23 protein-coding genes are annotated in these 17,754 nt (G+C 47.7%); 13 read left to right on the top strand and 10 right to left on the bottom strand.

The genetic code is table 11. The features are described 5' to 3' along the window. The first annotated feature begins 46 nt into the window (after nucleotides 1-46). On the top strand, nucleotides 47-628 hold the full coding sequence (locus QZZ54_RS10845; RefSeq protein ID WP_290702645.1) for a DUF1043 family protein: 582 nt from the start codon (nucleotides 47-49) through the stop codon (nucleotides 626-628). Nucleotides 629-706: 78 nt separating this feature from the next. Here the strand turns inward: QZZ54_RS10845 and QZZ54_RS10840 are convergent, their stop codons facing one another. Continuing rightward, complete coding sequence (locus tag QZZ54_RS10840) at nucleotides 707-1,468, bottom strand: Nif3-like dinuclear metal center hexameric protein (protein ID WP_290702643.1); 762 nt, start codon at nucleotides 1,466-1,468, stop codon at nucleotides 707-709. Between the two features lie 95 nt (nucleotides 1,469-1,563). On the opposite strand from QZZ54_RS10840, the gene QZZ54_RS10835 reads away from it, so the two are divergent. Beyond that, the gene (locus QZZ54_RS10835) at nucleotides 1,564-2,769 is read left to right on the top strand and encodes a trypsin-like peptidase domain-containing protein (protein WP_290702778.1); all 1,206 of its coding nucleotides are present in this window, start codon (nucleotides 1,564-1,566) and stop codon (nucleotides 2,767-2,769) included. A 70-nt stretch (nucleotides 2,770-2,839) separates the two neighbouring features. Here the strand turns inward: QZZ54_RS10835 and hisD are convergent, their stop codons facing one another. From hisD to QZZ54_RS10790, 9 genes are all read right to left on the bottom strand, one after another. Beyond that, nucleotides 2,840-4,147 (bottom strand): histidinol dehydrogenase, encoded by a 1,308-nt coding sequence (gene hisD, locus QZZ54_RS10830; RefSeq protein ID WP_290702641.1) that lies wholly within the window; start codon nucleotides 4,145-4,147, stop codon nucleotides 2,840-2,842. A gap of 2 nt (nucleotides 4,148-4,149) precedes the next feature. Next, nucleotides 4,150-4,815 (bottom strand): ATP phosphoribosyltransferase, encoded by a 666-nt coding sequence (hisG, locus tag QZZ54_RS10825; protein WP_290702639.1) that lies wholly within the window; start codon nucleotides 4,813-4,815, stop codon nucleotides 4,150-4,152. A 90-nt stretch (nucleotides 4,816-4,905) separates the two neighbouring features. Further along, entirely contained in the window at nucleotides 4,906-6,168 is a 1,263-nt protein-coding gene (murA, locus tag QZZ54_RS10820) for a UDP-N-acetylglucosamine 1-carboxyvinyltransferase (protein WP_290702637.1), read from the bottom strand. Between the two features lie 21 nt (nucleotides 6,169-6,189). Further along, the gene (locus QZZ54_RS10815) at nucleotides 6,190-6,429 is read right to left on the bottom strand and encodes a BolA family protein (RefSeq protein ID WP_290702635.1); all 240 of its coding nucleotides are present in this window, start codon (nucleotides 6,427-6,429) and stop codon (nucleotides 6,190-6,192) included. 113 nt (nucleotides 6,430-6,542) lie between these two features. Further along, nucleotides 6,543-6,833 carry an STAS domain-containing protein gene (locus tag QZZ54_RS10810; RefSeq protein ID WP_290702633.1) on the bottom strand — a complete coding sequence of 97 codons (291 nt, stop codon included), beginning with the start codon at nucleotides 6,831-6,833 and terminating at the stop codon, nucleotides 6,543-6,545. After that, nucleotides 6,833-7,462, bottom strand: a complete 630-nt coding sequence (locus QZZ54_RS10805; protein WP_290702631.1) for a phospholipid-binding protein MlaC — start codon at nucleotides 7,460-7,462, stop codon at nucleotides 6,833-6,835. Before QZZ54_RS10805 ends, QZZ54_RS10810 begins: the two co-directional genes overlap by 1 nt. A gap of 42 nt (nucleotides 7,463-7,504) precedes the next feature. Next, a complete protein-coding gene (gene mlaD / locus QZZ54_RS10800) occupies nucleotides 7,505-7,963 on the bottom strand; it encodes an outer membrane lipid asymmetry maintenance protein MlaD (protein ID WP_290702629.1) in 459 nt (152 codons plus the stop codon). Between the two features lie 3 nt (nucleotides 7,964-7,966). Next, nucleotides 7,967-8,758 (bottom strand): lipid asymmetry maintenance ABC transporter permease subunit MlaE, encoded by a 792-nt coding sequence (gene mlaE / locus QZZ54_RS10795; protein ID WP_290702627.1) that lies wholly within the window; start codon nucleotides 8,756-8,758, stop codon nucleotides 7,967-7,969. Then, the gene (locus tag QZZ54_RS10790) at nucleotides 8,758-9,567 is read right to left on the bottom strand and encodes an ATP-binding cassette domain-containing protein (protein ID WP_290702625.1); all 810 of its coding nucleotides are present in this window, start codon (nucleotides 9,565-9,567) and stop codon (nucleotides 8,758-8,760) included. Before QZZ54_RS10790 ends, mlaE begins: the two co-directional genes overlap by 1 nt. A gap of 262 nt (nucleotides 9,568-9,829) precedes the next feature. Between QZZ54_RS10790 and QZZ54_RS10785 the strand changes: the two genes are divergently transcribed. From QZZ54_RS10785 to QZZ54_RS10735, 11 genes are read left to right on the top strand one after another with little or no spacing between them, the layout of a single operon-like run. After that, nucleotides 9,830-10,783: a calcium/sodium antiporter gene (locus QZZ54_RS10785; protein ID WP_290702623.1), complete on the top strand. Its 954-nt coding sequence runs from the start codon at nucleotides 9,830-9,832 to the stop codon at nucleotides 10,781-10,783. Between the two features lie 51 nt (nucleotides 10,784-10,834). After that, on the top strand, nucleotides 10,835-11,809 hold the full coding sequence (locus QZZ54_RS10780) for a KpsF/GutQ family sugar-phosphate isomerase (RefSeq protein WP_290702604.1): 975 nt from the start codon (nucleotides 10,835-10,837) through the stop codon (nucleotides 11,807-11,809). Beyond that, a complete protein-coding gene (locus QZZ54_RS10775; RefSeq protein WP_290702602.1) occupies nucleotides 11,809-12,345 on the top strand; it encodes an HAD family hydrolase in 537 nt (178 codons plus the stop codon). The genes QZZ54_RS10780 and QZZ54_RS10775 overlap by 1 nt, the downstream gene beginning before the upstream one ends. Beyond that, a complete protein-coding gene (gene lptC, locus QZZ54_RS10770) occupies nucleotides 12,346-12,915 on the top strand; it encodes an LPS export ABC transporter periplasmic protein LptC (RefSeq protein ID WP_290702600.1) in 570 nt (189 codons plus the stop codon). Beyond that, nucleotides 12,905-13,465: a lipopolysaccharide transport periplasmic protein LptA gene (gene lptA, locus QZZ54_RS10765; protein WP_290702597.1), complete on the top strand. Its 561-nt coding sequence runs from the start codon at nucleotides 12,905-12,907 to the stop codon at nucleotides 13,463-13,465. Before lptC ends, lptA begins: the two co-directional genes overlap by 11 nt. Next, the gene (lptB, locus tag QZZ54_RS10760) at nucleotides 13,462-14,187 is read left to right on the top strand and encodes an LPS export ABC transporter ATP-binding protein (protein WP_290702595.1); all 726 of its coding nucleotides are present in this window, start codon (nucleotides 13,462-13,464) and stop codon (nucleotides 14,185-14,187) included. Before lptA ends, lptB begins: the two co-directional genes overlap by 4 nt. A gap of 19 nt (nucleotides 14,188-14,206) precedes the next feature. After that, nucleotides 14,207-15,712, top strand: coding sequence for an RNA polymerase factor sigma-54 (locus tag QZZ54_RS10755; RefSeq protein WP_290702593.1), 1,506 nt, complete (start codon nucleotides 14,207-14,209; stop codon nucleotides 15,710-15,712). A gap of 59 nt (nucleotides 15,713-15,771) precedes the next feature. Then, complete coding sequence (gene raiA, locus QZZ54_RS10750) at nucleotides 15,772-16,062, top strand: ribosome-associated translation inhibitor RaiA (protein ID WP_019619902.1); 291 nt, start codon at nucleotides 15,772-15,774, stop codon at nucleotides 16,060-16,062. Between the two features lie 10 nt (nucleotides 16,063-16,072). Beyond that, entirely contained in the window at nucleotides 16,073-16,531 is a 459-nt protein-coding gene (gene ptsN, locus QZZ54_RS10745; protein WP_290702591.1) for a PTS IIA-like nitrogen regulatory protein PtsN, read from the top strand. A 5-nt stretch (nucleotides 16,532-16,536) separates the two neighbouring features. Beyond that, nucleotides 16,537-17,394: an RNase adapter RapZ gene (rapZ, locus tag QZZ54_RS10740; RefSeq protein ID WP_290702590.1), complete on the top strand. Its 858-nt coding sequence runs from the start codon at nucleotides 16,537-16,539 to the stop codon at nucleotides 17,392-17,394. Between the two features lie 16 nt (nucleotides 17,395-17,410). Continuing rightward, nucleotides 17,411-17,680 (top strand): HPr family phosphocarrier protein, encoded by a 270-nt coding sequence (locus QZZ54_RS10735; RefSeq protein ID WP_290702589.1) that lies wholly within the window; start codon nucleotides 17,411-17,413, stop codon nucleotides 17,678-17,680. The last annotated feature ends 74 nt before the right edge of the window (nucleotides 17,681-17,754 follow it).

Raw genomic sequence — 17,754 nt, 5'->3', positions numbered from 1 at the left:
TTACGGTATTCTTCTGCAGTATATAAGAATGATTTAAGGAGTTACTGTGGAAGAGAATAGCGTCTGGATTATTGGTATCGTTGCCCTGGCAGCCGGAGCTTTGATCGGTTATCTGATGGGACGCTCCGGCGACAGCTCTGGCCAGCAAAAGCTTGTCGACCAGTTGAATGAAGCCCAACAGGAGCTCAGCGTATATAAAGAGGAGGTTAACGGCCACTTCGAAAAAACCGCAGCACTAGTAAACAACCTGACAGAAAGTTATAGAGAGGTACACCAGCATCTGGCCCAAGGTTCAGAAAGTTTATGCAAAGGTGAACACTCTCCGGCTCAGCTGGCCAATGACACCCAACCTAAGATAGCTGAACTGACAGACAGCGAGCAGGAAGAACAGATACCAACGATTACCGATGAGGTTACAGCTAAACCTGAAGAGCCAGAAGAGCCAGAAATCATTGAGCCACCACGTGACTATGCGCCAAAGAGCCCTGATCAGGAAGGAACCTTGTCTGAAAAATTCGGCTTAAAAAAGGAGCAGGAAGATAACGAGGAAGAAGAGATTCCAACCCTGCTAAAAGATCACGTTCCTGGCAACAGCCTTCGTGATGGCGACGAGAAGCAGTCTGCCTGACAGACTTAGATCATCCAGTAAAAAAACCGGCCATTAGCCGGTTTTTTTATTACTTAAATATTAAGTTAGCCTTTCTCATTAAACCGGGTTATCAATATCGACGAATTGATGCTCCAGCTCAAATTTTTCCGCCAGATGCTCTCCCACCGCTTGAACACCATACCTCTCTGTAGCGTGATGCCCTGCTGCAAAATAGTGAATCCCCAATTCGCGCGCGCAATGAACCGTAGGTTCAGAAATTTCACCGGATATAAACGCATCAAGCCCTAAAGCCGCCGCTTTTTCTATATACCCCTGTGCAGCACCGGTACACCAGCCGACAGTCTCTATTCGCTCTGGCCCCCCCTCGATATGCATCACCTCGCGCCCCAGCGTGGCCGCAATCTGTTGACTGAACTCATCCGCACTTAACGGGCTATTCAGACGACCAGCTAACCCGATACTTAAAGGATTTTCTGGTTCAAGCCCTCCACAAACCTGTAGCCCTAACTTTTCAGCAAGTTGTGCATTATTTCCCAACAGAGGGTGACCATCTAAGGGTAGATGATAAGCGACCAGGCTTATATCATGATTCAGAAGGATTTGCAGTCGACGCTTTTTCATTCCAGTAATAGCCTCGGCTTCACCTTTCCAAAAATATCCGTGATGAACCAGAACCAAATCAGCTTCCAACTCTACCGCTCTGTCCAGCAATGCCTGACTGGCAGTAACTCCTGAGATAATCCGGCTGACTTCAGGGCAACCCTCTACCTGTAATCCATTGGGACAATAATCCCGAAATTTATCAGGCGCTAACAGAGTGTTACAGTAATTGATCAGTTGTTTTAGTAATACGGCCATAATCTTTTCTTTAAATTCCCAAAGTCACCGGATAATCCGTATAATTCTATGACAGCTGTATAACTTTACCACTGTTTATAAAGGCTTATTACGTGATTCAACGCTTTGCTTTTCTGGTCTGGCCTATTCTTTCAGGGATTTTGGCGGCGATAGCGCTACTAATCTATCTGCCGGATATGTTTGCACCCCAGACAAGCTCACTACAGATAAACCAGGCTGAATACTCTCAGGGACGTGGTCAAGGGCCTTTCTCCTATGCTGACGCTGTAGAACATGCCGCCCCGAGCGTGGTGAACATCTATACCCGCACAGTTGTACCTAACAGTAACAAACCGCTCTACAACGACCCCAATATTCAAAATCATTACGATAAGAATCGTAATAAAGAGCGAGTTCAATCTAGTCTTGGTTCCGGTGTAATTCTTAGTCCGGAAGGCTATATCGCCACAAATAACCATGTTATATCCGGTGCCGACAGTATCGTTGTAGCCCTCAAAGATGGCCGAGAAGCTACCGCATCAGTAGTCGGTAGTGACCCTGACACCGATCTTGCCGTATTAAAAATAACCCTTCCCAACCTCCCAGGCATTACCATTAGCTCATCTGCTAATCTCCGGGTGGGCGATGTTGCACTGGCGATCGGCAATCCATTCGGCGTCGGCCAGACTGTAACTATGGGCATCATCAGCGCAACCGGCCGTAACAAGCTCGGTTTGAATACCTATGAAGACTTTATCCAAACGGATGCAGCCATCAATCCCGGCAATTCAGGTGGCGCACTGATCAACGCTGCTGGCAATCTGATCGGTATAAATACGGCAATCTTTTCACGCTCTGGTGGTTCACAGGGAATCGGCTTCGCCATCCCATCGAATCAGGCAAAACAAGTGATGCAGGACCTGATTGAACACGGGCGCGTCATTCGGGGATGGGTCGGAGTTGAAGCCCAGGAAATAACACCTGAACTGGCGGAATCTTTCGGTCTGGAAGACACCAAGGGGCTAATTATTGCCGGAGTATTCCGGGACGGCCCTGCTCATAAGGGGGGACTGCTACCCGGTGACATCCTGTTAAAAATCGACGGCAAGAAAATCATCAACAGTCACAACTCAATGTACAGCGTAGCCCGAATGCTACCGGGCACATCACTCCCTTTGAAAGTATGGCGTAACGGCGAGATTCTGGAACTCACGCTAACTGTTGCTGAACGCCCTGCTAGCGGCATCACTAACTCTGAAGGCTCCGCTGAAAGCCCTACCGACAAACCAACAGAAAGTGATGCTACCGGAAGTGAAGGCTGATATTCGCAAGCAGCAGGCTCACTAAAACAAAAAAGCCTCGCGTTCGCGAGGCTTTTTTTCATCCGACTATTCAGTCCTTAATACGATATTCTGCAGAACGTGCGTGAGCCGTCAAGCTTTCACCTCTCGCCAGAACAGAAGCCACTTTACCCATCTCAGAAGCCCCATCCTCAGAAAACATAATCAGTGAAGATCGCTTCTGGAAATCATATACGCCTAATGGTGAAGAGAATCTTGCAGTACCAGAAGTTGGCAACACATGGTTCGGCCCGGCACAGTAATCACCAAGCGCTTCAGCGGTATAGCGCCCCATGAAAATAGCCCCCGCGTGCTTAATCAGAGGCAGCAGAGCCTGGGGATCCTCTACAGATAGTTCAAGATGCTCTGGAGCAATCCGGTTATTCACCAATGCGGCTTCTTCAAGGTCGGTCACTTTAATCAAAGCAGCACGATCCGCCAACGAGCGGGTGATAATAGCTTCCCGCTCCATAGTGGGGAGCAGCTTATCGATGCTAGCGCTAACCTTATTCAGAAACTCAGCATCGGTACTGATCAGAATAGACTGAGCATCTTCATCATGTTCTGCCTGAGAAAACAGATCCATAGCGATCCAGTCGGGATCGGTATGACCGTCGCATATCACCAAAATTTCAGAAGGGCCGGCAATCATGTCTATGCCAACCGTACCGTATACAGCACGTTTCGCGGTGGCAACGAAGATATTACCCGGACCAACAATTTTATCGACCTTAGGAATAGTCTCCGTACCATACGCCAAAGCAGCAACGGCTTGAGCACCACCAATGGCAAAAGCACGACTAACACCAGCCAGTGCCGCTGCCGCCAGAACTAACTGATTTACCTCACCATCCGGCGTCGGTACAACCATAATCAACTCTTCTACCCCCGCCACGTGGGCAGGAATAGCATTCATCAGTACGGAAGAGGGATAAGAAGCCTTTCCACCGGGCACATAGAGCCCCGCTTTTTCCATCGGGGTTACTTTCTGACCTAATAAAGTGCCATCAGCTTCCTGATATTGCCAGGACTCACCTTTCTGCCGCTCATGGTAATCACGTACACGTTGAGCGGCGACAGTTAACGCCTTATGCTGATCCGCAGGAAGGTTTTCAAGAGCCTGTTGCATATCCTCCTGGGAAAACTCAAGCTCCTTCATCGAGCCGACACTGAGACGATCAAAACGGTTGGTATACTCAACCACCGCCTGATCACCTTCAGCCTTAACCCGCTCAAGGATCTCACCAACAACTAGATTGACCTCTTTGTTGGAAACCGATTCCCACGCCAGTAGCTTATCCAGCTGCTCACTGAAATCAGACTGCTGACTGTCTAATCTTAAAATCTCTGGTTTGGCCATTTTTATTCAGCCTTCTCCATTAACGCTTCTTCTTTTCGGGCTTCAACGGCCGCCGTCAATAATTCAAGAATAGGCTGTATCTGTCGGTGCTTCATCTTCATTGCAGCTTTACCTACAACCATACGAGAACTGACATAGCAGATATCTTCTAAGGGCTCTAAGCCATTAGCCAGTAATGTATTTCCAGTATCAACAATATCTACAATACGATCAGCCAACCCCATAATAGGCGCCAACTCCATCGCTCCATAGAGCTTTATAATGTCTACTTGGCGCCCCTGACGGGCAAAGTACGCCTTGGTCACATTGACAAATTTAGTAGCTACCTTCATCCGCCCCTGAACATCAGCGGCACCTTTCATGCCCGCCACCATCAATCGGCACTTAGCGATATCCAGATCCAACGGTTCGTACAGGCCTTTAGCACCGTACTCAAGCAATACATCCTTACCGGCAACACCCATATCAGCACCGCCATTCTCAACGTAAGTCGGCACATCGGTAGCACGGATAACAACTAGCTTAATATTGTCGTGATTGGTATCGAAAATCAGCTTACGACTGCTGAAAATATCTTCTGCAGGAATAATGTTAGCTGCCTCCAATAGAGGCAGCGTATCTTTCAGAATACGCCCTTTAGAAAGCGCTATAGTCAGGTTCTGTTTCATATTTGCTGTTTCGTTGCCAATTTAATGAATCTGGTCAGACGCTTAGTCTATGCCTATATATACCAAAAAGCTGTATCCAGCTGACTCCGGTTACCCCGGAACACGCCGTATTTTAGCGCCAAGTAACTGGAGCTTTTCTTCAATACACTCGTAGCCGCGGTCAATATGGTAGATACGGTCAATAACCGTATCTCCGGTTGCTACCATAGCCGCAATAACCAAGCTAGCAGAAGCACGTAGATCGGTGGCCATAACCGGAGCACCGTGAAGCTCTTCGCGCCCCTCAGTGATCGCTGTATTGCCATCTATGGTGATTTTAGCCCCCATGCGCTGCATTTCCTGCATATGCATGAAGCGGTTTTCAAAAACCGTCTCTTTAATCACACCCATACCTTCAGCAACAATATTCAAGGCCGCAAATTGGGCCTGCATATCGGTAGGAAATGCCGGATAAGGGGCCGTAGTGATACTCACAGCCTTAGGCCGCTTGCCTTTCATATCCAAACTGATCCAGTCATCGCCGCTGTCAATTTCAGCACCGGCTTCTTCCAGCTTCTGAAGTACTGCATCAAGGATATCTGGGCGAGTATTTTTAACCTTAACCTTACCCCGTGTCGCTGCAGCAGCTACCAGATAGGTACCTGTCTCTATTCGATCGGCAATAACAGGGAATGAGCAACTCTTCAGCGAAGCAACACCATTAACCGTAATGGTATCAGTACCATGCCCGCTAATATCTGCTCCCATCGCAATCAGGAACTCGGCAAGATCGACAATCTCCGGTTCTCTTGCCGCATTCTCGATAATGGACTGACCTTCAGCCAAGGCTGCTGCCATGAGGATGTTTTCAGTACCGGTAACCGTGACAATATCGAAGAACACCCGACCACCTTTAAGGCGACCATCAGAGGTGGCACGAATAAAGCCTTCCTCAACTGTGATCTCGGCACCCAGTGCCTCCAGGCCTTTAAGATGAAGATCAACCGGGCGACTACCAATAGCACAACCACCGGGCAGTGATACTTCTGCATGACCAAAATGCGCTAACAAAGGTCCCAATACCAAAATAGAGGCGCGCATAGTCTTAACTAGGTCGTATGGCGCGACCGTCGATGTCAGAGTACGGGCATCAATCTCCACATTCAGCTTTTCATCTACGGTGAGATCAACACCCATCTGCCGCAGCAGTTCGAGCATGGTCGTGATATCCTGCAGATGCGGCAGATTACTGATAGTTACCGGCTCATCGGCAAGCAGAGTTGCCGCCAGAATCGGCAGCGCAGAGTTCTTCGCACCGGAAATGCGTACATCACCGTCCAGGCGAGTTCCACCTGTAATAATCAGTTTATCCATGGAATAAGGTCTCTATGCGCTTCAGTTCTGTTCTGCCCATTGGGCACGAGTAAAGGTTTTGATAGTCAGAGCATGAATACTGCCATCAGCAATCTGATCAGCCAGGCAGGCATAAACCATCTGCTGCTTCTTTACCGGACGCTGACCTTCAAAAAGATCGCCGACTACTGTCACCTGAAAGTTACATCCTTCACCCTCAGGGAATACTTCACAACCTTCCAGTTTCTCTTCCAGAATTCGTTTTACGTCTTCGATTTGCATGCATGATTCCGATGAAAATTTGGGGGGAATATTAGGTCGGCAATAATAGCCGAAAATATGACAAAAGGCGATATCTGTAGAGAAACAGCTAGCCTGAGTAGCACTCAGCCCGGCTAGCTCAATAAAGACTCCAGCCCGGCTAATCGGGCAATAGAGCCAAGTTCAGCAGGAACATTCTGAGCCTTCAACTCCAGCTTCCGGCCATGGGAGCGGCGCTGCAAACATAACCAGAGCGACACCGCTGAACTATCCACCCGAGAAACTGAACCAAAGTCGACAACAAACTGCTGCTCTGCCCTATCCACAGCAGACTCAAGCTGTTCCCTGACCGATAAAACCGTACTGAATACCAGATCGCCGGACAGCAAAGCAGAGCTACCATCAATTTCAACCTTAGCGGCCATCAGCTATCCTTACTACTGTTATTAGCTATGGCAATCTTCCAGTCTGAAATAACCTGTTTGACGTCTCCATTGCTACGGGAAACCATATCTGAAAACTGATTTTTAAAATTCAACCGTAGATTAATTCCATCCACCAGAACATTTACCAATTTCCAGCCGTCCGTCTGTTTCAGCATGTAATACACAAGCGTATATTGCTGTCCCAGAGAAGAATAAATGTAAACACTAACTATCTGCTTATCTGCATTAGGGCTCGGCCTACCTTGCGGAGCCATTTCATAACGCACGATATCAAAACCAACCAGGGACTTAGCAAAAGTACGCACCATGGTATCTTTAAATACGCCAGAAAAAACCTGCTGCTGCTGTTCGTTTACACGGCGGAAATACTTGCCCATAACTCGCTTAGAGACATAATCAAAATCCACTACAGGATTAAGAATAGCTTCGATCTCATTAATTAGCGGCTCTTCCTGCTCCGGCTGCTTCAAGGCTTCATTTTCCAGCACAGTCATCATGCTAGCTGAAGCTTGCTCTACAACCCCTTGCGCCTCATCCCAGGAAGCGTTTGCAGTAAAGGCAACAAAAAACATGGCCAACGCAGCCAAACAGCGGTTCAAATAACTCATTTTAATCAATTCCATTTCCTAACAAACCAGTTCTACAAATAATCATTCTGAAGCTTTATTGAAGAGAAACTTGCCGATCAACTCTTCCAGCACCAGGGAGGATTGAGTATCTTCAATATACCCCCCCTCTTTGAGCACCTCATCATCCGCACCTGTGGTGATACCAATATACTTTTCCCCCAACAGCCCTGCTGTCAGGATAGATGCTGAACTATCCACTGTCAGGTAATCCACATCGCCATTCATCTCAATTTCAACGACAGCCATTAACCTTTCAGGATCAATATGAATATCACTCACCTGCCCAATGGTCACTCCAGACATAGATACTTTTGAGCGCGCAGTCAGCCCGCCTACATTCTCAAACAAAGCATAGACTTTATATGAGCCTTCCTGCTTTGATAGCCCCAGCCCGCTGACATTGAAAGCCAATACCGCCAGCGATATAGCGCCCACCAACATAAAGACACCAACACCCAGCTCAACTCCACGAATACGCATGATTCAAAAATCTCCAAACATCAGTGCTGTCATAATAAAATCGAGTCCCAGTATAGCCAGAGATGAATAGACAACTGTTTTAGTTGTTGCCTGACTAATCCCCTCAGAGGTGGGTATTGAATCATATCCCTGAAACACTGCTACCCATGTCACAACCAAACCAAAGACCTGTGCTTTAATCAGGCCATTTACCACATCATCAAAGAAATCAACTGAGTTTTGCATATTAGCCCAGAAGGATCCTTCATAAATCCCCAGCCATTCAACCCCGACTAACATTCCTCCCCAGATACCAACAGCACTGAATATCATAGTAAGAATAGGCAAACTAATAAAACCTGCCCAGAAACGCGGAGCAATAATTCTACGTAGAGGATCTACACCGATCATCTCCATACTGGACAGCTGCTCAGTTGTCTTCATTAGGCCGATTTCAGCCGTTAAAGCCGAACCAGCTCTACCTGCAAATAGCAATGCAGCAACGACCGGAGCCAATTCTCGGACCAGACTCAGAGCCACCATCTGCCCAACCGCTTGCTCCGTTCCGTAATCCACCAGAAGGGTATAACCCTGAAGCGCCAGAACCATCCCTATAAAAAGCCCGGAAACAATAATAATAACCATCGACTGTACGCCGACGGAATAGAGCTGACGAATCAATAGCGGAAACGATTGAACCGGATCGGGCCGAGCAACAATAGCATGAGCTAAAATCATACCGGATCGACCAATAGCTGCGACTTTATCCAATCCAGAGCGCCCCAATAGAGCAATGCTGTCTAATACTGGCTGCATCAACACCCCTCCATCAGTTCTGTAGCAATATCAGCAGCAGGGAAATGGAATGGAACGGGCCCATCTGGTAATCCCAGCATAAACTGCCGGACCTGTTCCGAATCCACCTGTTGCAACTGGTCAGGAGTCCCCTGCGCAATCACTCCTGAATCAGCAATTATGTAGACATAATCAGCGATACTCAGGGTTTCCTTAATATCGTGGGAGACAATAATACTGGTATGCCCCAGAGCCTGGTTAAGCTTCTGAATCAAATTAACCAGCACGCCCATCGCGATAGGGTCCTGGCCGGTAAACGGTTCATCATACATAACCAAAGCAGGGGCAAGCGCTATTGCCCGGGCCAAAGCAACTCTTCGAGACATACCACCTGATAGCTCGCTTGGCATAAGCTGCGCGGCTCCGCGTAAACCTACCGCCTGGAGCTTCATCAGCACAACATCTCTAACCATATCCTCAGGCAGCTGGGTATGCACCCTAATGGGAAAAGCTACATTTTCAAAAACGGTCATATCGGTAAATAGAGCACCGCTCTGAAACAACATGCCCATTTTTTCACGGACATCAAATAGTTCGGAGCGTCCGAGGCGGGGAATATCATCACCATCCAGTAAAATAGAACCAGAATCTGGCTTCAATTGGCCGCCAATCAATCTGAGCAGTGTAGTTTTACCTGTACCACTGGGCCCCATAATCGCTGTTACTTTACCCCGGGGAATACGTATATCTACATCTTTATAGATGTAGCGCCCTCCCCGGCTAAAATTCAGCTGTTTGATATCAATAATAATATCGTCAAAAAAATCCATAATAACGATGACTCAAGCTAGACCACATAAGGGCTACGAAGCAGTATCGTTGATACTGCTTACAAATATAAATTGATGCCGGAGAGGTGAACTTTAATCGACCCAAAACCGCCGTAATTCCATCAGAAAACGCGGGACGACTATAACACTCTTGCCGCTAAACTTGAATAATTTCAGTATCAACTGCAGCAACCTCTTGCACAAATTCCGTATAATTCATTAAATAGGCCTCCGTTTTAACCACAGCTGAATAAATAACCTGATGCTATACCCTATTATTGCCCTTTTAGTTGGTTTCATTATTTTGGTCTGGAGTGCAGACCGTTTCGTAATCGGTGCGGCGAGCACCGCCAAAAACTTTGGCATGTCCCCCATGCTTATCGGACTAACCGTGGTGTCTTTTGGCACCTCTGCACCGGAAATTCTGGTTGCAATTATGGCCTCTACCGCCGGTGCAGGAAGTCTCGCGGTAGGTAACGCCCTGGGATCAAATATAGCGAACATAGGGCTGGTGCTGGGAATAACTGCACTGGTCGCCCCGCTGCCTGTACGTTCAAAAGTATTGAAACAAGAGATACCCTTGCTGCTAGCGATAACATTGCTTGCCGGTGGCGTCCTCTATGACCTTTATCTTGGACGAATTGACTCCATCATTCTCATCCTTTCACTGATAGCCTGTCTGTTCCTATTTACCCGATTCCAGCGTAATGCCAGTGATGAAGACATCGCAGATGAAGAGGAAGAACTTCCTGAGTTACCCACTTCGTGGGCCTTTTTCTGGCTTATTACCGGCCTTTTACTGCTAGCGGGTAGTTCCCGGCTACTGGTCTGGGGCGCAACAGAGATAGCAACAACTCTTGGCGTGAGTGAACTTATTATCGGTCTGACCATCGTAGCTATAGGCACTAGTCTGCCAGAACTCGCGGCATCAGTTGCCAGTGCGCTGAAAGGTCATACCGATATCGCCTTAGGCAACATCGTAGGCTCCAATATTTTTAACATAGCGGCAGTCATGGCGGTGCCCGGTCTTTTGATGCCAATAGAGCTGGAGTCGATCGTACTATTACGTGACTACGGGATGACACTCGGGCTAACCTTGTTATTAGCGCTGCTTGCACTCTTCCAAAAGCCGCCAAATATCTCACGCATGGAAGGTGGAATACTACTGGCGGTCTATGCAGGCTATCTGGCACTGCTATACAATATGAGTGTTTGATTTAACAGACGGCAACTCTCTCCCTGAATAACGAGCTGTGAATATAGAGCTATGAACAAAGAACTGGATTTTTTAGCATCAGCTAAACGTACAATTTTGATGGAGCGGGATGCGGTTAATGATCTTCTTACCCACCTGGATTCTAATTTTGAAAAAGCCTGCATGCTGGCTCTGGAATGCAAAGGCCGGGTAATAGTCACTGGCATGGGTAAAAGCGGTCATATCGGCAACAAAATTGCTGCAACTCTCGCTTCCACCGGCACCCCCTCTTTTTTTGTACACCCAGGCGAAGCCAGTCATGGCGACCTGGGAATGTTCACACCAAATGATATTGTCATCGCGTTATCCAACTCTGGCGAGACCAGCGAAGTACTATCAATACTGCCACTGATCAAGCGCATGAAAGCGCCACTCATCAGCATCACGGGAAATCCAGACTCCACTCTATCCCGTAGCGCGGACGCCAATCTGAACGTCACCATCAGCGAAGAAGCTTGTCCCTTAGGCTTAGCTCCTACGTCCAGCACCACTGCAACCCTGGTGATAGGTGATGCGCTGGCGATTGCACTACTGGAAGCTCGCGGCTTCAGCGCTGAAGACTTTGCGTTCTCTCATCCCGGCGGTAGCCTGGGGCGGCGACTGTTACTCAAAGTATCTGACATTATGCACAGCGGAAATGACATTCCCAAGGTCAGCGATTCCACCAAACTCAATGAAGCATTAATGGAAGTGACCCTGAAGCGACTGGGTATGACAACCGTCGTCAACGACGCAGGTATTCTGCAAGGGATATTCACTGACGGCGACCTGCGCCGGACTCTAGATCATGAAATCGATATGAAGAACACTCTGATTACCGAAGTTATGACCACTAGCTGCACTACGGTTAGCAGTGAAATTCTTGCCGCTGAAGCACTGCAAATTATGCAGGAAAAACAGATCAATGCATTAATTGTTCTAGATGATCTGCAACGACCCGTTGGTGCACTGAACATGCATGACATGCTTAAGGCAGGGGTTATCTAATGCACTCAACACTCAGCGAACAACTGATCGATAAACTACAGCAGGTAAAGCTTGCTGTCTTCGATGTAGACGGCGTTCTTACCGACGGCAAACTGAACTTCCTGGCTGATGGCTCTGAAGTAAAAAACTTCAACACCCTGGACGGACTAGGTATCAAATTATTGGCTCAAAGCGGAATAAAAACTGCCATAATTACTGGCCGTAGCTCCCCCCAGGTAGAACGCAGAGCAAAAGCTCTGGGTATAGATTACCTGTACCAAGGGCGTGAAGATAAGCTCACCGCCCTCAAAGAACTGTGGCAAGACACCCACTTCAATGCTGCTCAAACAGCTTATATCGGCGATGACCTGCCTGACCTTGCTGCTATTCGCGCAGTGGCATTTGGCGCGACCGTAAGCGGGGGTCATCAATTTGTTGCCCAACATGCAGACTGGTGCACCGGCCGCACGGCGGGCAATGGTGCGGGCCGTGAGTTTTGTGAAACTATTCTTGCTGCACAAGGAAAACTGGAAGCACTGTACGGAGAGTATCTGTAAATGCTGACCGGCCGAGCCCGACTTGCTGCTGCCGCAGCGATTCTAATTCCCGCCGTTATCTATCTTGGCATGGATGAAGAGCGTCGTCCGAACCGAATTAAGCAGGAGCCTAACCCCGCTTACCAGCTGTCCGATTACTATATTATCAACGGCCGGATCAGAGACTATGACAATACTGGCCAACTGAAGCAGCAACTCAGCTCCAGTCAACTGGAACATCAGCCAGCACAACAACAAATCCTTGTAACAAACCCTGAGCTCCAGCTCTATGCTGATAATCTTCCAAGCCATAAAGCAAGCAGTCTTAACGGCATAATCCGTGATAACAATGATTTCGTCACCTTAACCGGTGAGGTCCTATTGCAAGACAATCCCGATCTAACCCAGGCCAACATTTTACGCACTGAATCATTGATGTTTTATCCACAGCAGAGCCTGGTAAAAACAGATAACAAAATCACCATTACGAACAGTACCAGCACAACCACCAGTGTTGGCATGACAATAGACACCGACAGTGGCATTCTTAAACTGCTATCTGATGTAACCGGAGTGCATAATGCTAATTAACCCTGTAAGGAAAAGCCTCTGTGCTTTTCTACTATGTCTGCCTTCGCTGGTTCAGGCTCTTCCGGAAGACGCCCATCAGGCAATACATATAACCGCCGACAGCGCTACCCGGAATGACAAGACAGGCATCACCATTTACAGTGGCGATGTTATATTGACTCAGGGTAGTATGAAAATAACAGGAAAGTCTCTTGAGCTCCGACAAACCAAAAAAGCGGTAACTTCTATCATCGCAAAAGGCAGCCTGGCACAGTTTCAACAACGTCCTGCTGCCGACAAGGAGATAACCCATGCATACGGAAAGATTCTTGATTACAATATCCGCACGAAAGAACTGGAAATAACGGGACAAGCAAAAGTTTCGCAAGGCACCGATAGTTTCAGTGGCAACCGGATTGTCTACGACATGAAGAAAAGTACGGTTAACGCATTTGGCGACAACAGCTCTAAAGGTGAACGGGTACAGATGATTATTCAACCCAAAGTAACACCTTCGCCAGAAGCTGAAGCAGCTACCAAACCATCCGCCGGAGAATCAAACAGCCAATGAGTCGACTTGAAGCACAGAATCTGGCAAAGAGCTACAAAGGTCGCGCTGTTGTAAAAGACGTTTCCATCTCAATAGAAAGCGGACAAATTGTTGGCCTACTAGGGCCAAATGGAGCAGGCAAAACCACCTGTTTCTATATGATTGTCGGACTGGTCGATGCTGATCAGGGACGTATAAGAATTGATCACCAGGATCTAACCCAGGAACCTATGCATGGAAGGGCTCGCAAAGGAATAGGCTACCTACCTCAGGAAGCGTCTATTTTTCGAAAGCTCAGCGTTCATGACAACCTGATGGCGATATTAGAAACCCGCAAAGAACTCAACCGCAGTGAAAGAAAGTTGAAACTGGATGAGCTATTAGAAGAGTTTCATATTACTCATCTGAGCAATAGTCTGGGAATGAGTTTATCTGGGGGCGAAAGACGACGAGTCGAGATAGCCAGAGCCCTGGCAACAGAGCCAACCTTCATCCTGTTAGATGAGCCTTTCGCTGGAGTAGATCCAATCTCTGTCAGCGACATAAAACAAACAGTGAAACATTTGCAAAACAAAGGGATTGGAGTACTAATAACCGATCACAATGTTCGCGAAACACTGGACATCTGCGAACAGGCTTACATTGTCAGTGAAGGCTATATTCTTGCCGAAGGATCGCCAGAAGATATACTTGCCAACCAACAGGTAAAAGAAGCCTATTTAGGCGAACAATTCCGTTTGTAACCGGTATTAAGCGACACTTATGAAACAAGCGTTACAACTTAAAATTGGTCAGCATCTGACCATGACACCCCAACTGCAGCAAGCGATACGCTTACTGCAGTTATCCACGCTTGACCTGCAGCAGGAGATCCAGGAGGCTCTGGAGTCTAACCCAATGCTAGAGGTGAATGAGGATGAGCTCAGCTCTGAAACAGCACCTACACAGGAGTCTTCTCAAAGCGAACAGCCCGTTGCGGAAACAGCAGCCAGCAATACAGCCGAATCAGAAGAGATTCAGGCGGCTGATAGTGACTGGAGCGAGAATATCCCCGAGGAACTTTCTACCGACAGCAGCTGGGAAGACACCTACCAGACCGTGTCTTCTTCGTCATCATCCTCCCATGATTTTTCAGACATGGAGATGGAATCAAATGACACTGCCGATGAAACGTTGCAGGACCATCTATACTGGCAACTCAATCTCACCCCGATGAGTGACGTCGATCAGCTGATCGCTACCAATATTATTGACGGCATCAATGTTGATGGCTATCTGACTATTGAACTGGCGTCCATTCTCGAACACTTCCAGGTTCAGAAAGAAGAACAGCTCAACAGCATCGAACTGGATGAAATCGAAGCCGTGCTTCGCCGCGTACAGCAGTTCGACCCCCCTGGCGTAGCCGGCCGCAACCTGAGTGAATGCCTGGCAATTCAGCTTCAACAACTACCTGAAGACACTGAATATCGGACAGAGGCTCTAAAGATTGTCTCCCAGTATATTCACTTACTGGGTAATCACGATTATAAGCAGCTGATGCGTAAAGCCCGGATCCGTGAACCGCAGTTGCTACAAGCAATTAACCTGATTCAAACCCTTAACCCTAAACCTGGCTCTTCGATTACCAGCTCCCAATCAGAGTATGTCATCCCAGACGTTCTGGTTTATAAAGAGAAGGACGTCTGGCAGGTTCAGCTAAACCCGGAAGTTGCGCCAAAATTACGGGTCAATGACAGCTATGCAGGTCTTATTCGACGCGCTGACAGCAGTCCAGATAATACTTATCTGAAAAACCACCTTCAGGAAGCCCGCTGGTTTATTAAAAGCCTATTAAGCCGCAACGATACACTAATGAAAGTCACCCGCGAGATCGTCAGCCGCCAGGAAGGCTTTCTGGATCATGGCGACGAAGCGATGAGGCCGATGGTTCTTCATGATATTGCTGAAGCGGTAGAGATGCATGAATCAACCATATCACGGGTCACCACCCAGAAGTTCATGCATACTCCGAGAGGCATTTTTGAACTGAAGTATTTTTTCTCCAGTCATGTCACCACCGTCAACGGAGGCACCTGCTCTTCTACCGCGATCCGTGCTCTGATCAAAAAATTGGTTGCCGCTGAAAGTCCGGTCAAACCTTTAAGCGATAACAAGATTGCCCAGCTACTGGAAGAGCAAGGCATCAATGTTGCTCGCAGAACTATTGCAAAATACCGAGAGTCGCTTAACATTCCGCCTTCTAATGAACGTAAGCGTCTGGTTTAATAACTTAATATCCATAGGATCCGGGCATTATCCCGGCACAAAAACACTAGGAGATTACCATGCAGATCAATATCACCGGTCACCACGTTGAACTGACTGATTCCCTGAATGAATATGTTCAGAGCAAGTTTGAGAAACTGGAGCGTCACTTCGACAACATCACCAATGCACAGGTAACTTTAAGCGTAGAGAAAACCCGCCAGAAAGCTGAAGGAGATGTACACGTTGCCGGCGGCCAGCTCTTTGCCTCTGATGTACAAGAAGATATGTATGCTGCTATCGACGGTCTGATCGACAAACTAGACCGCCAGATCATCAAACATAAAGAAAAGACACGAACTCACAAGTAAGTAAAACGCTATGCTAATCTCAGAACTATTGGCGCCCTCCGGAGTACTCTGTGCTTTGGAGGGGGGTAGTAAAAAACGTATCCTTGAAATTGCCAGCGAGCATATTGCTGAGCTACACCCAGAGCTTGACGCTGAAACCATCTTTACCGGTCTTATAAACCGTGAAAGACTGGGCAGCACCGGCATTGGTGATGGCATTGCTATCCCCCATAGCCGACTCGATGAATGCGAACAAGCCACCGCGCTGCTTATTCAACTAAAGGAGCCAATTGACTTCGACTCAGTTGATAGCAAGCCGGTTGATTTACTATTTGTCTTACTGGTTCCATCTGAAGCCTGCGATCAGCACTTGCAGACGTTAGGCAATCTTGCTGAACTCTTCAGTCAGCCCGAATTCAGAAACAGACTTCGCAGTGCCAGTTCATGCGAAAGCCTTTATACCGCTGTGACTGAGTTCAAGCAGGGCTAACGCCAATGAAGCTAATTATCATCAGTGGCCGTTCTGGCTCCGGAAAATCCACCGCCTTGCAGGCCCTTGAGGATGTTGGATTTTACTGTATTGATAACCTGCCAGCACCTCTGCTGCCGGGACTTGTTAAACAGATCCTTAGCGACCCTGATCACCCCGATCAGTTAGCTGTCAGCATTGATGCACGCAACCAGCACAGCAACCTCAAACTATTTCCTGAGATATATACTCAGCTGCGAGAAACCGACCGACTCGATTGTGAAGTGCTCTATCTCGACAGCTCAGAAACTATCCTGCTTCAGCGCTACAGCGCCACCCGCAGAAAGCACCCGCTATCGGATGACAATCAGGGACTTCAGGAAGCAATTAACTACGAAAAAGTACTCCTGACACCGGTTGCCGATCTCGCGACCATACGTATTGATACTACCCGCCTATCACTCTATGAATTGCGGGACAGCATCAAACTAAGAGTCGCAAAGCGCCAAGAGCAAGAGCTCTCTCTGCAATTTGAGTCCTTCGGCTACAAACATGGAGTACCTTTGGATGTCGACTTCACTTTTGACGTCCGCTGTTTACCAAACCCATACTGGTTACCCGAACTCCGGGGGTTAACCGGGCAGGAGGAAGGCGTCATTAACTTCCTGGAACAGCAGCCCGATGTCAGAGAAATGCTAGAGGACATCACCTGCTATCTGGAAAAGTGGCTACCTCGTTTCGAACAAAATAATCGCAGCTATATCACCGTAGGCATCGGCTGTACCGGTGGCCAGCACCGCTCCGTATTCATCAGCGAACGCCTGGCTAGCCATTTTCAGACAACTATGGATAATGTCCAGATACGTCACCGTGAACTGAACTGATTAGGGGTATTAACATATGTTTGAAAAACAGATCACTATTATTAACAAGTTAGGCCTGCACGCCCGAGCTGCAGCCAAGCTAATTAATGTGACTAGTTCCTTTTCATCCGACATTCAGCTCACCAAAGATGGCCGACAAGTGGATGGCAAAAGTATTATGTCGGTGATGATGCTTGCAGCAAGTAAAGGCACAGAACTTACTATTTCTGCCACTGGCGACGATGAGCAACAAGCACTTAATGCTATCGAACTACTGATAAATAACCGCTTTGATGAAGAAGAATAGCCAGCACGTCTTATTCCTTTAAAAACAATCCGCTATAATGCCCCACAGAAAGTAATTACCGGTGAAATTTAACA

It is taken from the genome of Amphritea sp. (assembly GCF_016744155.1).
Classification (GTDB): domain Bacteria; phylum Pseudomonadota; class Gammaproteobacteria; order Pseudomonadales; family Balneatricaceae; genus Amphritea.
This window is presented reverse-complemented; position numbering and strand designations above follow the sequence as displayed.